General features: G+C 57.9%; 13 protein-coding genes. 8 read left to right on the forward strand and 5 right to left on the reverse strand.

Going from position 1 to position 15,409, the window contains the following annotated elements:
* The first annotated feature begins 7 nt into the window (after positions 1–7).
* Positions 8–436 carry a hypothetical protein gene (locus ACP691_RS13015; protein ID WP_426150956.1) on the forward strand — a complete coding sequence of 143 codons (429 nt, stop codon included), beginning with the start codon at positions 8–10 and terminating at the stop codon, positions 434–436.
* Positions 437–473: 37 nt separating this feature from the next.
* Here ACP691_RS13015 and ACP691_RS13020 read toward each other — a convergent pair whose 3' ends face one another.
* Positions 474–1,361, reverse strand: a complete 888-nt coding sequence (locus ACP691_RS13020; RefSeq protein ID WP_426150954.1) for a lysophospholipid acyltransferase — start codon at positions 1,359–1,361, stop codon at positions 474–476.
* Positions 1,362–1,398: 37 nt separating this feature from the next.
* Positions 1,399–1,977, reverse strand: a complete 579-nt coding sequence (locus tag ACP691_RS13025) for a DNA-3-methyladenine glycosylase I (protein WP_426150952.1) — start codon at positions 1,975–1,977, stop codon at positions 1,399–1,401.
* 134 nt (positions 1,978–2,111) lie between these two features.
* On the opposite strand from ACP691_RS13025, the gene glyQ reads away from it, so the two are divergent.
* From glyQ to ACP691_RS13045, 4 genes are all read left to right on the forward strand, one after another.
* On the forward strand, positions 2,112–3,059 hold the full coding sequence (gene glyQ / locus ACP691_RS13030) for a glycine--tRNA ligase subunit alpha (RefSeq protein ID WP_426150951.1): 948 nt from the start codon (positions 2,112–2,114) through the stop codon (positions 3,057–3,059).
* Positions 3,056–5,110, forward strand: a complete 2,055-nt coding sequence (gene glyS / locus ACP691_RS13035; RefSeq protein WP_426150949.1) for a glycine--tRNA ligase subunit beta — start codon at positions 3,056–3,058, stop codon at positions 5,108–5,110. Before glyQ ends, glyS begins: the two co-directional genes overlap by 4 nt.
* Positions 5,110–5,658, forward strand: a complete 549-nt coding sequence (gmhB, locus tag ACP691_RS13040; RefSeq protein WP_426150947.1) for a D-glycero-beta-D-manno-heptose 1,7-bisphosphate 7-phosphatase — start codon at positions 5,110–5,112, stop codon at positions 5,656–5,658. The genes glyS and gmhB overlap by 1 nt, the downstream gene beginning before the upstream one ends.
* A 65-nt stretch (positions 5,659–5,723) precedes the next feature.
* Positions 5,724–6,494, forward strand: coding sequence for a lysophospholipid acyltransferase family protein (locus ACP691_RS13045; RefSeq protein ID WP_426150946.1), 771 nt, complete (start codon positions 5,724–5,726; stop codon positions 6,492–6,494).
* Positions 6,495–6,644: 150 nt separating this feature from the next.
* Here the strand turns inward: ACP691_RS13045 and ACP691_RS13050 are convergent, their stop codons facing one another.
* A complete protein-coding gene (locus ACP691_RS13050) occupies positions 6,645–8,267 on the reverse strand; it encodes an MFS transporter (protein WP_426150944.1) in 1,623 nt (540 codons plus the stop codon).
* Positions 8,268–8,361: 94 nt separating this feature from the next.
* Positions 8,362–10,020, reverse strand: coding sequence for a GMC family oxidoreductase (locus ACP691_RS13055; protein WP_426150942.1), 1,659 nt, complete (start codon positions 10,018–10,020; stop codon positions 8,362–8,364).
* Between the two features lie 146 nt (positions 10,021–10,166).
* Here ACP691_RS13055 and ACP691_RS13060 point away from each other — a divergent pair, with 146 nt between their 5' ends.
* From ACP691_RS13060 to ACP691_RS13070, 3 genes are all read left to right on the forward strand, one after another.
* Positions 10,167–11,054, forward strand: coding sequence for a LysR family transcriptional regulator (locus ACP691_RS13060; protein WP_426150940.1), 888 nt, complete (start codon positions 10,167–10,169; stop codon positions 11,052–11,054).
* Between the two features lie 165 nt (positions 11,055–11,219).
* Complete coding sequence (locus ACP691_RS13065; RefSeq protein ID WP_426150938.1) at positions 11,220–11,708, forward strand: Lrp/AsnC family transcriptional regulator; 489 nt, start codon at positions 11,220–11,222, stop codon at positions 11,706–11,708.
* Positions 11,709–11,794: 86 nt separating this feature from the next.
* On the forward strand, positions 11,795–12,886 hold the full coding sequence (locus ACP691_RS13070) for a hypothetical protein (RefSeq protein WP_426150936.1): 1,092 nt from the start codon (positions 11,795–11,797) through the stop codon (positions 12,884–12,886).
* Between the two features lie 101 nt (positions 12,887–12,987).
* On the opposite strand, the gene gyrB is transcribed toward ACP691_RS13070, so the two are convergent.
* Positions 12,988–15,408 (reverse strand): DNA topoisomerase (ATP-hydrolyzing) subunit B, encoded by a 2,421-nt coding sequence (gyrB, locus tag ACP691_RS13075; protein WP_426150934.1) that lies wholly within the window; start codon positions 15,406–15,408, stop codon positions 12,988–12,990.
* Between the last annotated feature and the right edge of the window lies 1 nt (position 15,409).

Raw genomic sequence — 15,409 nt, forward strand, 5'->3', positions numbered from 1 at the left:
AGCCAGCATGACTACTTTCATCAGGTGGGTATCTACACCGACTCTGGTAATAGTTAGCTGGCTTTCTTTACTTGAGGCAGTACGCGTCGATTCGAGCTTAGCATTCGATCCCTATCGTATTACCTACGGTATGGATAATGTGAATTTCTTATTGATAGAATTTGCTTTCTTTGGCTCGGTCAGCCTGTTCTTTTATGCCTTGACTGAACTGATCATAGTGTTGGCTATAAAAAACAGGAATAGAAAATCTATATATTCCATTCGGATAGCTATTAGATTACCTCTAGCGGGATTGGCTATAGCTATAATTTTCACAGCTTGGGAACGCAATTTCCCAAATCTATGGTTCTATGTAGCAGGCGCCACATCCATTATCACTGTGGGAGATTACCTCTCATACATAATGTCGGTGAGAAATGATAGACGTACAACGTGAAGCTGAGAGCCTACTCAGCGTAGGGCTCTCTTGAAGTTCAATACCAGCGCGCCTCGCCTGGAGGTCGCTTCTTGAAGCGTTTCATGCTCCACATGTACTGGTCCGGATAAGCCCGGACGTAGTCCTGCACCACCCGGCTCATGGCTGCGGCGGCGACTTCCACATCCGTGCTGTACATGTCCTCGGGCGCAGCCTTGAGCATGACCCGGAAACCCGAGCCATCCGGCAGGCGCACGGCATGCAGGAACACCCCCACCGCCTTGCCGCCGGCGAGCATGTTGGGCACGAACTTGCTGGTCAGGGCCTGGGTACCCAGGAAGGGCACGAACACGCCGGCTGACTCGGCGGGCTCCGGATCCGCCGGGATGCCTACCTGACCGCCCTTGCGCACTTCCTTGATCACACTGAGGATGCCTTCCTTGGTCGAAGGCGCCACGCGGTTGCCAAGCTGTACCCGCTGCTTGCGCAAAAGCTCATCCACCGCTTTCTGCTTGGGCGGGCGGTAAAAGATGATCGGCTTGCACTGGCTGCAATAGAAATGGTTGAGCACTTCCCAGTTACCCAGGTGGCTGGTGATCCCTACTACCCCCTTTCCGGTGGCCAGGGCCTGCTCCAGCACTTCCAGCCCCTCGACCTCATGGATCAGCGCCAGAGACCGCTCGGGCGGCCAGATCCAGGCGCAGGCGCTCTCAGTGAACGAACGGCCAATGTTCTTCAGGCTCGCACCGGTCAGCCGTTCACACTCGGTGGCTGACAATTCCGGAAAACACTTGGCCAGGTTGATACGCACTACGTCACGCGAGCGGTTGGGAAGCTTCCACATCAGCCAGCCGATCGCCGCGCCTACCCCTTGCACGCCGCGCCAGGGCAACAAGGCGAACGCCTTGAGCAAGCCCACCATCAAGGCGCCCTTTAACTTTTCCACAATTCGTTTCCCTTGCTATGGAGCCGAGCATTCTACCTCAGCCCGGCGCCGTCTCGCCTGAGCGCGCCTGGCTCAGCTGTGGATAACACCCGCAATCGGTGGTGTGGTCCATCACCATGCCGCTCGATTGCATGTAGGCATAGCAGATGGTCGGGCCCACGAAACTGAAGCCGGCCTTCTTCAAGGCCTTGCTCATGGCCTGAGCCTGGGGCGTCTGGGTCGGAACCTCGGCGCGGCTGGCGAAGTGGTTGATCAGTGGCGCTCCACCTACGAAAGACCAAAGTAAGGCTACTGGGTCTTCCAGGCGTAACCAGGCCTGGGCATTTTGCCTGGCTGCGTTGAGTTTCATTCGGTTGCGGATGATGCCCGGGTCCTGCATGCGTATGTCGATTTCAGCGTCGGTCATGGCTGCCAGCCGCCGAGCATCGAAGCCGAACAGCACTTCACGGTAGCGTGCGCGCTTCTTGAGAATGGTGATCCATGACAATCCGGCCTGGAAACCTTCGAGCACGAGCAGCTCGAACAGGCGCTGCGGGTCACGCAACGGCACGCCCCACTCGTGATCATGGTAGGCCTGATAGAGGGGGTCTGAGGTGCACCAGTAACAGCGCTGCATAAGGCTCCAGGCAAATGGGGAAAAGAAGCGGCCCTGGCGGTGATGTTTCCTATTTCGTGCAGGACCTAGTGAGCGCGGCGATTCGGGTTATACTTCCGCCTTTTACATTCGCAGCCCAAGATACAGGTGAATTTGTGAACCAGCCTACGCCAGCCGTGCGTACCTTCCAAGACTTGATTCTGGCCCTGCAACAGTACTGGGCGGAGCAAGGTTGCGTGGTGCTTCAGCCTTACGATATGGAAGTGGGCGCGGGCACCTTTCACACCGCGACCTTCCTGCGCGCCGTAGGCCCGGAAAACTGGAACGCCGCCTATGTGCAGCCCAGTCGCCGCCCCGCCGATGGTCGCTATGGCGAAAACCCCAACCGCCTGCAGCATTACTACCAGTTCCAGGTCGTGCTCAAGCCCAACCCGGAGAACTTCCAGGAACTGTACCTGGGCTCCCTGCGCCATATCGGGCTGGACCCGACCGTGCACGATGTGCGCTTCGTCGAGGACAACTGGGAATCGCCAACCCTAGGCGCCTGGGGCCTGGGCTGGGAGGTATGGCTCAACGGCATGGAAGTGACTCAGTTCACCTATTTCCAGCAGGTAGGCGGTATCGAGTGCTACCCGGTCACCGGAGAGATCACCTATGGCCTGGAACGCCTGGCCATGTATCTGCAAGGCGTGGATTCGGTCTATGACCTGGTCTGGACCAATGGTCCCTTTGGCAAGGTGACCTATGGCGACGTGTTCCACCAGAACGAAGTGGAACAATCCACCTACAACTTCGAACACGCCAACGTAGACAAGCTCTTCGAGCTGTTCGACTTCTATGAAAGCGAAGCCAATCGGCTTATCGCGCTGCAGCTGCCATTGCCGACCTACGAAATGGTGCTCAAGGCTTCGCACACCTTCAACCTGCTGGATGCGCGCCGGGCGATTTCGGTCACCGAGCGCCAGCGCTACATCCTTCGCGTGCGGACCCTGGCCCGCGCCGTGGCGCAGAGCTACCTGCAGGCGCGGGCGCGCCTGGGCTTCCCCATGGCAACCCCTGAATTGCGAGATGAAGTGTTGGCTAAGCTGGAGGCAGCACAATGAGTGCGCAAGATTTCCTGGTTGAACTGGGCACCGAAGAGCTGCCACCCAAAGCCCTGGCAACCCTGGGCGAAGCCTTCCTGGCCGGTATCCAGAAGGGCCTGGCCAGCGCCGGCCTGAACTACAGCGCCAGCCGGTATTACGCCGCGCCTCGTCGCCTGGCGGTGCTGGTCAGCGGCCTGGACGTGCAACAAGCCGACCGCAGCGTGAACCTGGATGGCCCACCTCGCCAGGCGGCCTTCGATGCCGACGGCAACCCGACCCAGGCAGCCTTGGGCTTCGCGCGCAAATGCGGCGTGGACATTTCCGAGATCGACCAGAGCGGCCCCAAGCTGCGCTATAGCCAGACCATCACTGGCAAGCCCACGCTGAGCCTGTTGCCGACCATCGTCGAAGACTCGCTCAACGACCTGCCCATCCCCAAGCGCATGCGCTGGGGTGTGCGCAAGGACGAATTCGTGCGGCCGACCCAATGGCTGGTGATGCTGTTCGGCGACAACGTGGTCGACTGCACGCTGCTGGCCCAGCGGGCCGGGCGTGACTCCCGCGGGCACCGTTTCCACCATCCGGAAGCCGTGCGTATCAGCTCTCCGGCCAGCTATGCCGACGACCTGCGCAAGGCCTACGTACTGGCCGATTTCCAGGAGCGCCGTGAGATCATCCGCAAGCGCGTGGATGAACTGGCTGTACAGCAGGAAGGTACAGCGGTCGTGCCTGCGACCCTGCTCGATGAAGTTTCCGCGCTGGTCGAGTGGCCTGTACCGCTTGTGTGCTCTTTCGAAGAGCGCTTCCTGCAGGTTCCTCAGGAAGCCCTGATCACCACCATGCAGGACAATCAGAAGTACTTCTGCCTGCTGAACGCCGACGGCAAGCTGCTACCACGCTTCATTACCGTCGCCAATATCGAAAGCCGCGATCCGCGTCAGATCGTCGAGGGCAACGAGAAGGTCGTGCGGCCTCGCCTGACTGACGCCGAATTCTTCTTCAACCAGGACAAGAAGCAATCCCTGGAAAGCTTCAACGAGCGCTTGCAGAACGTAGTGTTCCAGGCGCAGTTGGGCAGCGTCTACGACAAGGCCGTTCGCGTGTCCAAGCTGGCGGCATTCATTGCGCCGCGCATCGGCGGCGATGCCCAGCGCGCTACACGCGCCGGCCTGTTGAGCAAGTGCGACCTGGCCACGGAGATGGTCGGCGAATTCCCGGAGATGCAAGGGATCGCCGGCTATTACTATGCCCAGCATGATGGCGAAGCCGAAGACATAGCCCTGGCACTGAACGAACAGTACATGCCCCGCGGCGCCGGCGCGGAGTTGCCGCAGACGCTGACTGGCGCGGCTGTGGCCATCGCCGACAAGCTCGACACCCTGACGGGCATCTTCGGCATCGGCATGCTTCCTACCGGCAGCAAGGACCCGTACGCGCTGCGTCGAGCTGCCTTGGGAGTACTGCGCATCCTGATCGAAAAACAGCTGGATCTGGATCTGGGAGAAGCCGTCGGGTTCTCCGTTGCCCTGTATGCCGGCAAGGTGGATTCCGCCACGCTGGCCGATCAGGTGCTCGAATTCATCTTCGATCGCTTGCGCGCGCGCTACGAAGACGAGGGCGTGGATGTGGCCAGCTACCTGGCCGTGCGTGCCCTCAAACCAGGCTCGGCGCTGGACTTCGACCAGCGGGTACAAGCGGTGCAGGCGTTCCGCCGGCTGCCTGAAGCCGAAGCCCTGGCGGCGGTGAACAAGCGGGTGTCCAACCTTCTGGGCAAGGCCGAAGGCGCGGTCGCCAGCCAGGTCGAACCCAAGTACTTCGACAACGCCCATGAATTCTCGCTGTATTCGGCGATCCAGCAGGCCGACCATGCCGTGCAACCCATGGCCCAGGCACGTCAGTACAACGAAGCCTTGACCCGCTTGGCAGCTCTTCGCGAGCCTGTGGACGCCTTCTTCGAAGCAGTGATGGTCAATGCCGAAGACCCAAGCGTGCGAGCCAACCGCTATGCGCTGCTGGCCCGCTTGCGCGGTCTGTTCCTAGGCGTGGCTGACATCTCGGTACTGGGCTGATGGTCAAGCTGGTCATCCTCGATCGAGACGGCGTCATCAACCAGGACTCCGACGCCTACATCAAGTCCGTGGAAGAGTGGATACCGATTCCGGGCTCGATCGAGGCAATCGCCCAGCTGAACCAGGCAGGCTGGGCCGTGGCGGTGGCCACCAACCAGTCCGGTATTGCACGCGGGTATTACTCGCTGGAAACCCTGGATGCCATGCATGCACGGTTAAGGGCCCTCGTGGCCGAGGCGGGCGGCGAAATGGGGGTAATCGAATACTGCCCCCATGGCCCCTCGCAAGGCTGCGAATGTCGCAAGCCGCAGCCAGGAATGCTACGACGTATCGCCAGGCACTATGGGGTAGCGCTCGAGGGCATCTGGTTCGTCGGGGATACTTCGAGCGATCTCGCCGCGGCCTTGGCAGTGGGCGCTCAGCCCGTCCTGGTTCGCACCGGCAAAGGTGAAAAGACCGCCAAAGAGCCCTTGCCCCCCGGCACGCTGGTTTTCGACAACCTGGCTTCTGTGGCCAGTGCACTTATCCACACCGCCACTGCCCCCTGAACCTGGCGCCGGCCTGGGGCAAGTGTCACTCATCAACGGGGCCGGCCCCGCACGGTAACCTATTCATGTCCACAGTGCTGGCCATTCGCATCGCCATTTTCTACTGCTTGTTGGGCTTGAGCGCGCTCCTGTGGTGCACGCTCGGTTTCTTCGTCTGCCCTTTCCTGAAATTCCCTGCCCGCTACCGCTTCATCAATGTTTACTGGTGCCGGTTCGCCTTGCTGCTGACTCGCCTGTTCCTGGGTATCGACGTCAAGGTCACAGGCGCCGAAAACGTGCCGGCCACTCCCTGTGTCATCCTCTCCAATCACCAGAGTACTTGGGAGACCTTCTTCCTTTCGGCATATTTCCAGCCGCTGAGCCAGGTCCTGAAAAAAGAGCTGCTGTATGTTCCCTTTTTCGGCTGGGCCATGGCGATGTTGCGTCCGATCGCCATCGACCGGGAGAATCCCAAAGAAGCCCTGCGGGAAGTCGCCAGCAAGGGCGATGTACTGTTAAAGGATGGCGTGTGGGTACTTATTTTCCCTGAAGGCACCCGGGTGCCTTACGGAACTGTGGGTAAGTTCACCCGTAGCGGCGCTGCGCTGGCAGTCAACGCGGGCTTGCCTGTGCTACCGATCGCTCATAATGCAGGCAAGTTCTGGCCCCGGGATGGTTGGGGCAAACGCCCGGGAATCATCGAGGTGATGATTGGGCCGCCCATGTTCGCTGAAGGTAGCGGGCCGCGCGCGACCGCTGAGCTTAACGACCGGGCCGCTGCGTGGATTACCGAAGCCCAGCGATCGATGGGAGCGCTGGTTTCCCCAGCCTCGGTGGATACCTCGAAAGCCCTCTAGCTGTGGATAACTTGTGAGCAGTTTTTCGAAAGGATTGCTCGATAATGACGCAACCGATTGAATAACAAGCTTAATCCAAAAAGCCTGATTGACCCGAAAAACGTGCATAACTTTTTAAGGAGCGCGCCGGCATGATGCCGGCGCGCTCGTTCATGCTTTGTCGAGATCCACGTGCCGTGTTTCCTTCAGAGCGATCAAGCCCACTACCAGGCTCACCGCGGTTACCAGAATCGGGTACCAAAGTCCGTAATAGATATCTCCGGTATAGACCACCAGCGCGAAAGACACCGTCGGCAGGAAGCCCCCGAACCAACCATTACCAATATGGTAGGGCAAGGACATGGACGTATAGCGGATCCGGGTAGGGAACAGTTCAACCATGACGGCGGCCAATGGACCGTAGGTCATGGTCGCGATCAGGATGAGCGCCACGATGATCCCGACCACCATAGGCTGGTTCACTTGGGCTGGTTCGGCTTTGGTCGGGTAACCGGCTGCGGTGATGGCGCCCCGAAGGGCGGTTTCATCATAGCCCTCCAAGCGGGTCTGACCCACGGTCACCACGACGGGGCTACCGGCTTCCGCCGCCTGGGAACTGTAGGGTACGCCTGCCTTGACCAATAGCGTCTTCACTTTGTCGCAAGGGCTGTCGAAGCGAGCCTTGCCTACCGGATCGAACTGGAAGGTACAGGTCGCCGGGTCAGCCAGCACTGTGATCGGCGCCTGTTGGCTCGCTTGGGCGATTTGCGGGTTGGCGTACTGGCTCAATGCTTTGAACAGTGGGAAATAGCACAGCGTAGCCAGAAGCAGCCCTGTCATCAGAATGGGCTTGCGTCCGATACGGTCCGATAGCCAACCAAAGAAGACGAAGAAGGGCGCGCCTATGAGCACGCTGACGATCATCAGGTTATTGGCCTGGGCCGCGTCTAGCTTGAGCATCTGGGTAAGGAAGAACATCACGTAGAACTGGGCGGTATAGAAGGTTACCGCCTGCCCGGCGTTGATGCTGAACAGGGCCGTCAGCACGATTTTCAGGTTTGCCCACGAACCGAAGGACTCGCGTATGGGTGCCTTGCTGGTCTTGCCTTCGGCTTTCATTTTTGTGAAGGCAGGGGATTCATGCAGGCTCATGCGAATCCAGGTGGATATTCCCAGCAGTACGATGGACAGCAGGAACGGCAGGCGCCAGCCCCAGGTTTCGAATTGATCCCCGCTGATGTACCGGCATGCGGCGACCACCAGCAGGGACAACAGCAAGCCCAGGGTCGCGGTGGATTGTATCCATCCAGTGTGATGGCCGCGCTTGTTCGCCGGGGCGTGTTCGGCGACATAAGTCGCCGCGCCGCCGTATTCCCCTCCGAGGGCCAGACCCTGCAGCATGCGAAGCACGATCAGGATGACCGGCGCGGCGATACCTATGCTCGCATAGGTCGGCAAGAGGCCGACGGCAAAGGTGGAAACGCCCATGAGGACGATGGTGACCAGGAAGGTGTATTTGCGGCCGATCATGTCGCCCAATCGACCGAACACCAGCGCGCCGAAGGGCCTGACCAGGAACCCGGCGGCAAAGGCCATGAGTGCGAAGATGAAGGCTGTGGTGTCGTTGACACCGGCGAAGAATTGCTTGCTGATAACGGCAGCCAAGGCGCCGTAGAGGAAGAAGTCATACCACTCGAAAACCGTCCCCAGGGATGACGCGAAGATGATCTTGCGTTCCTCCCGTGCCGTGGTAGTCACCGCATGGACGGTTTGCGGCTCAATGTAGTCCGTCATTGTCTTGTCCTCGGCCCTTAGGGCACAGTGATTGTTATTTTTTTCCACTGTTCGCCCTGGAAGACTGCGCCAGGACGCTGTTACGCGTTGTACCTCAGTATTCGGTGAGTACCTCCCTGGCTCCTCGAGGAGCACTGGCCAACCCTTCCGGTTTGGCTTGCATCAACAATTGCGCGGCCTTTTCCGCAATCATCAACGTGGGGGTGCACGTATTGCCCGAGACAATGGCGGGCATGATCGAGGCATCGGCGACTCGCAGGCCACGTACGCCTCGTACCCGCAGTTGAGGGTCCACTACCGAGGCTACGTCCGGCCCCATGCGGCAGGTGCCCGCGGGATGAAATATAGTCGTTCCAATGGCGCCCGCTGCTTTTTGTAGATCGTCTTCGGTGCTCAGCTCGGCTCCAGGCAGGTATTCCTTGGGAGCATAAGGCTGCAATGCCGGCGCCTGGACAATGCGACGGGTAAGGCGCACGGCGTCAGCCGCTACCTTCAGATCGTCCGGGTGGCTCAGGTAGTTCGGATCGATCGATGGCGCGTGGCTTGGGTCCGCACTGGTGATTTCCACCCGGCCCCGGCTTTTCGGGCGCAAATTGCACACCGAAGCGGTGAAGGCCGGAAACCGATGCAAGGGCTCTCCGAATCGATCCAGTGACAGCGGTTGTATATGGTATTGGAGGTTGGCGCTCGGTTGGCCGGGATCGGACCGTACGAAGGCGCCTAGCTGGCTTGGCGCCATCGCCAGGGGGCCACTGCGATCATAGAGGTAACGCAGCCCCATGCCGCATTTACCCCATAGGCTGTTGGCAACCTGGTTAAGCGTGCGCACATTGGATACTTGATAGATCAGACGCAACTGCAGGTGGTCCTGCAAATTGCCGCCGACCTCCCGGGCATCCACGCGTACCGGTATGTTCAGCCGTTCCAGCAACGACCGCGGCCCTATGCCTGAGCGTTGCAGGATGGCCGGAGAGCCGATCGAGCCGGCGGTAAGAATTACTTCCCGCCGCGCTTTGAACACATGCCGCGCACCAAGCCACACGGCGCTTACGCCGATGGCGCGCCCCGCCTCCAGAAGCACGTTATCCACAGTTACTTGGGTGAGTACGCGCAGGTTCGGTCGACTGAGTATAGGTTTCAGGAAAGCCTTGGAAGCGTTCCAACGAACGCCGGCCTTTTGATTCACCTGGAAATATCCACAGCCTTCGTTATCGCCACGATTGAAATCGTCCACAGGCGCAATTCCCGACTGCTCAGCCGCTGCTCGAAAAGCATCGAGGATAGGCCAGCGATAGCGCTGGTGCTCTACGCGCCATTCTCCCTCTGCGCCATGCCAGGCATTTTCACCTCCCATATGCCGCTCGGTCTTCTTGAACAGCGGCAGCACGTCTTGCCAGCTCCATCCTTCGTTGCCAGCGGCCGCCCAGTTGTCGTAATCCAGCGCCTGGCCGCGCATATAGATCATCCCGTTGATGGATGAGCAGCCTCCCAGCACCTTTCCTCGGGGGTAATTCAACGTCCGGCCAGCCAGCCCTGTTTGAGGCTGCGTCTTGAAACACCAATCGGTTCGAGGATTGCCGATGCAGAACAGATATCCGACCGGTATATGAATCCAGGCATAGTTATCAGGCCTCCCCGCTTCGAGCAGCAGCACACGGCAACAGGGGTCAGCTGAAAGACGATTGGCCAGCAAGCTACCCGCCGGGCCGGCGCCAACGATGATGTAGTCATAGGACTCTTGAGCGGGTGCCATGGGTTAGCCTCGCGTTTTTTCTTGTTGTTGAACCCTAATGGTATTGATTGAAGGCGTTTTGAAAACGATAGTTTTCGCCCACTGCCTGTGCGATTTTGCACACCGAAACAGCCTGCTGATTTACAACGATAAATAACGGAGCGGCCATGTTCGACTGGGATGACCTGCGTTTTTTTCTGGAGCTTCAGCGCAGCGGACGGCTGCTGACCGCTGCCAAGCGCTTGAATACCACCCATAGCACCGTGGCGCGACATATCGAGCGGATCGAGCATCACTTGGGTGTGGCCCTCTTCGTTCAGCAGGCCCAAGGCTATGAGCTCACCCCGGCGGGCCAGGCCTTGCTCAGGCACGCCGAAGCCATGGAGAACACCGCGCTGCTGGCCCAAGAGGAGATCACCCAGGCCATCATGCCGCTGGGCAAGATTCGCCTCGGCACAGCCGAGGGCATCGGTGTCTGTTTCCTCACTCCCCGCATGCCCCAGCTATTCAGCCGTTACCCTGGCCTGCAGGTTGAAATGGTGGCCGTCCCCCGGTTCGTGAGCATCCTTAACCGAGAAGCTGAAATCAGTATCCATTTGGAGCGTCCGGACGCTGATGTACTGATCACTCGCAAACTCAGCGATTACCGTTTGGGCCTGTATGCCAGCCCAGCCTATCTGGCGAAAGCGCCCCGGCTAGAGCAGCGTGAACACCTAAGCCAGCACAGCTGGATTGGGTACGTGGATGATCTGCTTTTCAGCCAACAGCTTCTACTTATCAACAGCTTCTGTCGCGCTGCCAATGTGGTTTACCGAAGCACAAGTGTCCTGGCCCAGCAACAGGCAGCCCATGCAGGGCTTGGCATCGCTGTGCTCCCTCAATACATGGCGGCTAGAGACCCTCTACTGCAACGGGTACTTCCCGGCGAAGCTATTCAGCGTACCTACTGGATCAGTACGCGCAAGGAGCTTCACAAGTCAGTACGCCTACGGATTGTCTGGGATTTCCTCATGGAACTCTGCAATACCGAGGCCGCCGTCCTAATGGAAGCTTGATTACGTACTACTGTTCTAATTTTTTTGCCAAATCCCAAGGTTTAGAGACATTAATTTATTTAACGTATTACGTAACACATTCTGTTTCGACCCTTTTCCAGTAGCTGGGCATAGTGGCCGGATGAGATCACTGGTCGTTATACCGCTTTCTAGACAGGTAATCCCATGCGTAAACTTGATCGAACCGACATCACCATTCTCAATGCTCTGCAGAGCAATGCTCGTATTACCAATGCAGAATTGGCCAAAGCGGCCAACCTGACACCTACACCTTGTTTCAACCGAGTCAAGGTGATGGAGGAGCTCGGGTTGATCAAGCAACAGGTCACCTTGTTGGCTCCCGAAATGCTCGGCCTGCATGTGAATGTCTTCATTCACGTCAGTCTTGAGAAACAGGTAGAAGGCGCCTTAGCGCGCTTTGAAGAGGCCATTTCCCAACGTCCGGAGGTAATGGAGTGCTATCTCATGAGTGGAGATGCCGATTACCTGATCAGGGTGCTGGTGCCCGATATACATGCGTTGGAGCGGTTCATCATTAACCACCTCACGCGCTTCCCGGGCGTGGCCAATATTCGCTCCAGCTTTGCGCTCAAGCAGGTGCGCTACAAAACCGCGCTTCCTCTGCCAGCCAATGGCTTGGTAATTGGTGGCTAGGAAGGTTGGCGGAAGCGGTTCCAGCTCTTTTTGCGCCCAGTTGAGCGATAGCTTGGGTGCGCCTTTAACAGCGCAAGGAGAGCGCCATGTCTGAATGGAATAAACGCTTTACTCATCTTATCCGCGGAAGTCGGCCCGACCTTTGGGGAAACTGGGCCCTGGCGCCTCATCTGCAAACCGGAGCAGTGGGGGTACTCGACCCCTCGAGCGGTAGCTTCAAGCTGGTTGCCGAAGCGGTGCCGCAAGCACGTTTTTTAGATAGAGCGGCGTCTTCTACCTGGAAGCTGTCCAGTGAGGGTGTGTCACGTCACCAAGCCGATGCTCGGGCAGAAGCTGCCTTCGTCGATCCGAATACCGGTTTGAAGGTAAAGCCCGAGCTTGCTTACACCTGGAAATTCCAGAAAAAACAGTCATTGGTTTCAGAGTTTGCTATCGCTCATGAATCAGTGATCAGCGATCTCGGTGTGCTTAGCGGGCAATATGAATGGCTCCTTCGGCAGGCACAAAAGGTTGGTTTTGCTCGAGACGGTCGCATTGTTCAAGGCTTCGGAGTCATCACCGGTGTTGTCTATGCCAATAGCGGTGTCAACCTGGGCGCGAATGAGCAGGACGCCAGCTACACCCTCGGTGGTACAGCAGAGGGTCTTCATGCGCTCCTTGGAGATAAAGGCCCAGCCGGGAGGCTCAAGGCTTCCTATGGGTATGGCCGCGAAACCCGTTCTCTGGACAAACACCTTTGGCCCGCTGCCGAAGGTACGGTGCCGTCCTCAGTGATTCCTATCGCATTTGCCTTTTCCTCATTCGAAGGCACTACCTTGCTGCCCAGCTGGAGATGTAGGGTAGAGCGCCTGGCGATCTATCTCGATAGCAAGGCAAGCAAGATCACCACCTATGTGGTGAAGGCGAAGCTGAGCTACTACCTCAATGGCAAACGGCATCAGGAACCGGTGATTACCATTACAGGCGGTCTTTCTGGTGCATTCGCAGACATACCTCTGTCGGCCACGAGGATGACCCTTGAGCTTGTCTTCAAAGGCGTGCTCAGGGATGAAAAGCGGGTGATGTCTTGGGATATGCCACTAGGCCAATGGCCGAAGGGGGAGATGCATCTCGACATTACGGGCACTTGGCCTGGGAGCCCAAAAGTGACTATACGGGACGATCTGAACAACGCCTGACACGGCAGGCGTCTTGACTGTGTCATTCAAAAAGCAAACCCCGATACGAGCCGGGGTTTGCTTGCCCAGTCAAGGGCAGGGGAGGGAGGAGAGAATGTGGCTTAGAAGTCCAGGTTCGACACTGCCAGCGCATTGCTCTCAATGAAGTCTCGACGCGGCTCTACCGCATCCCCCATCAGAGTATTGAAGATCTGATCGGCAGCAATCGCGTCTTCGATGGTTACTTTGAGCATACGACGTACAGTGGGGTCCATGGTGGTTTCCCACAGCTGATCAGGGTTCATTTCTCCGAGCCCCTTATAGCGCTGAATGGTATAGCGCTTGGCCGTCTCATTCATCAGCCAGTCCAGAGCCTCCTTGAACTCTCCTACGGGCTTCTTGCGCTCACCGCGCTGTACATACGCCCCATCGTCCAGCAAGCTGCTCAGCTGCGCTCCCAGGGCCGTTACCGTGCGGTAATCGTTACTACCGAAGAAATCACGGTTGAAGGTTACATAACTGGCCAATCCATGGGAGATCATTTCCACTTCTGGCAGCCACAGGCTACGTTCCCGGTCTTCGCGAAGCGTCGCCTTGTAGGCCAGACCGGACTTCTCCGAAGTCTTCAAGCGCTCGGCAAACCGTACCAGCCATTCATTCATCGCCGCCTGATCGGCTAGTTGCTCCACTGATACGGCTGGAAGGTAAACGAAATGCTCGGTGATTTCCTGTGGATACAGCCGCGACAGCCGCTTGAGGGTTTTCATCACCATTCGGTAATCATTGACCAGCTTCTCAAGCGCTTCGCCTTTCACAGGCGGAGCCTCCTCACCGAGGTGCAGGCTGGCATCCTCCAAGGCCGTTTGGGTGAGGTATTCCTCCATGGCCTCGTCGTCCTTGATGTACTGCTCCTGCTTGCCTTTCTTCACTTTGTAGAGCGGGGGCTGGGCAATATATACATAACCCCGCTCGATCAACTCCGGCAGTTGCCGGAAGAAGAACGTGAGCAGGAGGGTACGGATGTGCGAGCCGTCGACATCCGCATCGGTCATGATAATGATGTTGTGATAACGCAACTTCTCTATGTTGTACTCATCACGACCAATGCCGCAGCCCAGCGCGGTGATGAGCGTACCGACCTCTTGCGAGGAGATCATCTTGTCGAAGCGTGCCTTTTCCACGTTCAAGATCTTGCCTTTCAGAGGCAGGATAGCCTGTGTCCGACGGTTCCGGCCTTGCTTGGCCGAACCTCCGGCGGAGTCACCCTCCACCAGGTATAGTTCAGACAAAGCAGGATCCTTCTCCTGACAGTCGGCCAGCTTCCCAGGCAGTCCGGCGATATCCAAGGCGCCTTTTCGGCGCGTCATCTCACGAGCCTTGCGCGCGGCTTCCCGGGCGCGGGCCGCATCGATCATTTTGCCTACGACAGCCTTGGCTTCGTTGGGGTTTTCCAGCAGGAAGTCAGAGAAGTACTTACCCATTTCCTGCTCGACGGCTGTCTTGACCTCCGACGACACCAGCTTGTCTTTGGTCTGCGAGCTGAATTTGGGATCAGGCACCTTGACCGAGATGATGGCGGTGAGCCCCTCGCGAGCGTCATCACCGGTGGTGGCCACCTTGTTCTTCTTCGCCAAACCTTCCTGCTCAATATAGGCGTTCAGGTTTCGAGTCAACGCGGAACGGAAGCCCACCAGATGCGTACCACCGTCGCGCTGGGGAATGTTGTTGGTGAAGCACAACAGGTTTTCGTTGAAACCGTCGTTCCATTGCAAAGCGATTTCGACACCCACGCCATCCTCACGCTGTACCGTGAAGTGGAAGACCTGCTGGTTTATGGTGGTCTTGTTGGTATTCAGATACTCAACGAACGCGCGCAGTCCACCTTCGTATTTGAAGAATTCCTCTTTACCGCTGCGCTCATCCTTGAGAAAGATACCGACTCCGGAGTTGAGGAACGAGAGTTCTCGAATACGCTTGGCAAGAATGTCCCAGCTGAAATGGATGTTCTTGAAGGTTTCGGCCGACGGTTTGAAGTGAATTTCGGTTCCAGTGGTTTCGCTGTCACCTACCACCTTCATGGACGCCTGAGGCACACCATGGACGTAGTGCTGTTCCCAGATCTTTCCGCTACGGCGCACCGTCAATAACAACGACTCGGAGAGCGCGTTTACAACCGATACCCCAACCCCATGAAGGCCGCCTGAAACTTTATAGGAGTTGTCGTCAAATTTACCCCCGGCGTGCAGCACGGTCATGATGACCTCTGCCGCTGAAACGCCTTCCTCTTTGTGTACATCGACCGGAATGCCACGGCCATTATCCCGAACCGTGATGGACTCATCCGGATGGATGGTAACGGTGATGTCGTCACAATGGCCGGCTAACGCTTCGTCGATAGAGTTATCGAGTACTTCGAAAACCATGTGGTGCAGGCCGCTACCGTCATCGGTGTCACCGATGTACATGCCAGGACGCTTGCGAACGGCATCAAGTCCTTTCAGTACCTTGATGCTTGAGGAGTCATACGTTTGGTTATCGCTCATG

Source organism: Pseudomonas sp. DC3200b2 (assembly GCF_049895785.1).
Lineage (GTDB): Bacteria > Pseudomonadota > Gammaproteobacteria > Pseudomonadales > Pseudomonadaceae > Aquipseudomonas > Aquipseudomonas massiliensis.

Coding starts and splice junctions, on each gene's coding strand:
- ACP691_RS13060 (WP_426150940.1), top strand. CDS start 10,167: ATGTTCGACTGGGATGACCTGCGTTTTTTTCTGGAGCTTCAGCGCAGC.
- glyS (WP_426150949.1), top strand. CDS start 3,056: ATGAGTGCGCAAGATTTCCTGGTTGAACTGGGCACCGAAGAGCTGCCA.
- ACP691_RS13025 (WP_426150952.1), bottom strand. CDS start 1,977: ATGCAGCGCTGTTACTGGTGCACCTCAGACCCCCTCTATCAGGCCTAC.
- gmhB (WP_426150947.1), top strand. CDS start 5,110: ATGGTCAAGCTGGTCATCCTCGATCGAGACGGCGTCATCAACCAGGAC.
- ACP691_RS13015 (WP_426150956.1), top strand. CDS start 8: ATGACTACTTTCATCAGGTGGGTATCTACACCGACTCTGGTAATAGTT.
- ACP691_RS13065 (WP_426150938.1), top strand. CDS start 11,220: ATGCGTAAACTTGATCGAACCGACATCACCATTCTCAATGCTCTGCAG.
- ACP691_RS13070 (WP_426150936.1), top strand. CDS start 11,795: ATGTCTGAATGGAATAAACGCTTTACTCATCTTATCCGCGGAAGTCGG.
- ACP691_RS13045 (WP_426150946.1), top strand. CDS start 5,724: ATGTCCACAGTGCTGGCCATTCGCATCGCCATTTTCTACTGCTTGTTG.
- ACP691_RS13050 (WP_426150944.1), bottom strand. CDS start 8,267: ATGACGGACTACATTGAGCCGCAAACCGTCCATGCGGTGACTACCACG.
- gyrB (WP_426150934.1), bottom strand. CDS start 15,408: ATGAGCGATAACCAAACGTATGACTCCTCAAGCATCAAGGTACTGAAA.
- ACP691_RS13055 (WP_426150942.1), bottom strand. CDS start 10,020: ATGGCACCCGCTCAAGAGTCCTATGACTACATCATCGTTGGCGCCGGC.